This window comes from Caldivirga sp. UBA161 (assembly GCF_002506515.1).
Taxonomy (GTDB): Archaea; Thermoproteota; Thermoprotei; order Thermoproteales; family Thermocladiaceae; genus Caldivirga.
The window spans coordinates 25,699-26,553 of record NZ_DAXS01000080.1; the positions used below are offsets into that span (position 1 = coordinate 25,699).

At 40.1% G+C, this 855-nt stretch carries 2 protein-coding genes; both read right to left on the reverse strand.

What is annotated here, in order from left to right; genetic code table 11:
* Positions 1-23: 23 nt before the first annotated feature.
* Entirely contained in the window at positions 24-419 is a 396-nt protein-coding gene (locus tag BP896_RS09075; protein WP_291767719.1) for a hypothetical protein, read from the reverse strand.
* On the reverse strand, positions 367-711 hold the full coding sequence (locus tag BP896_RS09080) for a putative sulfate exporter family transporter (protein ID WP_349681948.1): 345 nt from the start codon (positions 709-711) through the stop codon (positions 367-369). The genes BP896_RS09075 and BP896_RS09080 overlap by 53 nt, the downstream gene beginning before the upstream one ends.
* Positions 712-855: the final 144 nt, after the last annotated feature.

Consider the following 855-nt stretch of genomic DNA (forward strand, 5'->3'; position numbering starts at 1 on the left):
GGCATTCTGATAATTCCCAGCAATTAAGTGGGTACGCAAAGATCCTTATGCCTAGTTCCCCTAGCCCTTCTCGTAGCGACGTCAATTATATGGTTAATGATTCCTGGTCCTTGTTCCACCGGATCTGTGAAAACTTTCCATGCGAACATTTGCTTACTTAATATGCATGTTAAATTATTAAGCACCACTTCCTCAAAGCCTAATTCATAGCATAATTCTATGTAGTCAACTAACTCATGAATGTTCATGGATGCCATGATATAGTTTGCTACAACCTTAACATCACTCCCTAATTTCCTCTTTAAATCAATAATCTTCCTCACATTATTAACTATGGTCCTGAAGCTGCATCCTACCCTTATTGAATCATGGGTTACTGGGTAAGCTCCAGCAAAACTTGAGGAACGCCGATGCTGCAAAGGGCAATATCACTAATTCCACTACTGTAAATAACACTATTATTGATGATATCGTCGCTGGGATCACTGAGGGGGCGCCTATGGCAGCTGCCGTGGCTATCGCGGCTGATACACCGCATATGCTTACTCCTGAGGATAATGTTGCAGCCCATTTCATGTTCAGTTTAAATACCTTATAAGATATTATGTATGATATTGGCCAATATATTAAGTATGCTGCAATTATGGCTATTAATGATCTTTCAACTAAAGTTACAGCTAGCGTTATATACTTTAACGATGATGCACCAATAAGGGCCCCAACAGGACTATGGCCGTTTTAATATACCATTCAGTCCTAGCACCAGTCTCGAGAACCGTAGGCAGCCTTCTACGGAAGATTAAATTAGATATAAGTAAGCCAACTAAGAGTAGGTAAATCAATATGCCATCTGAC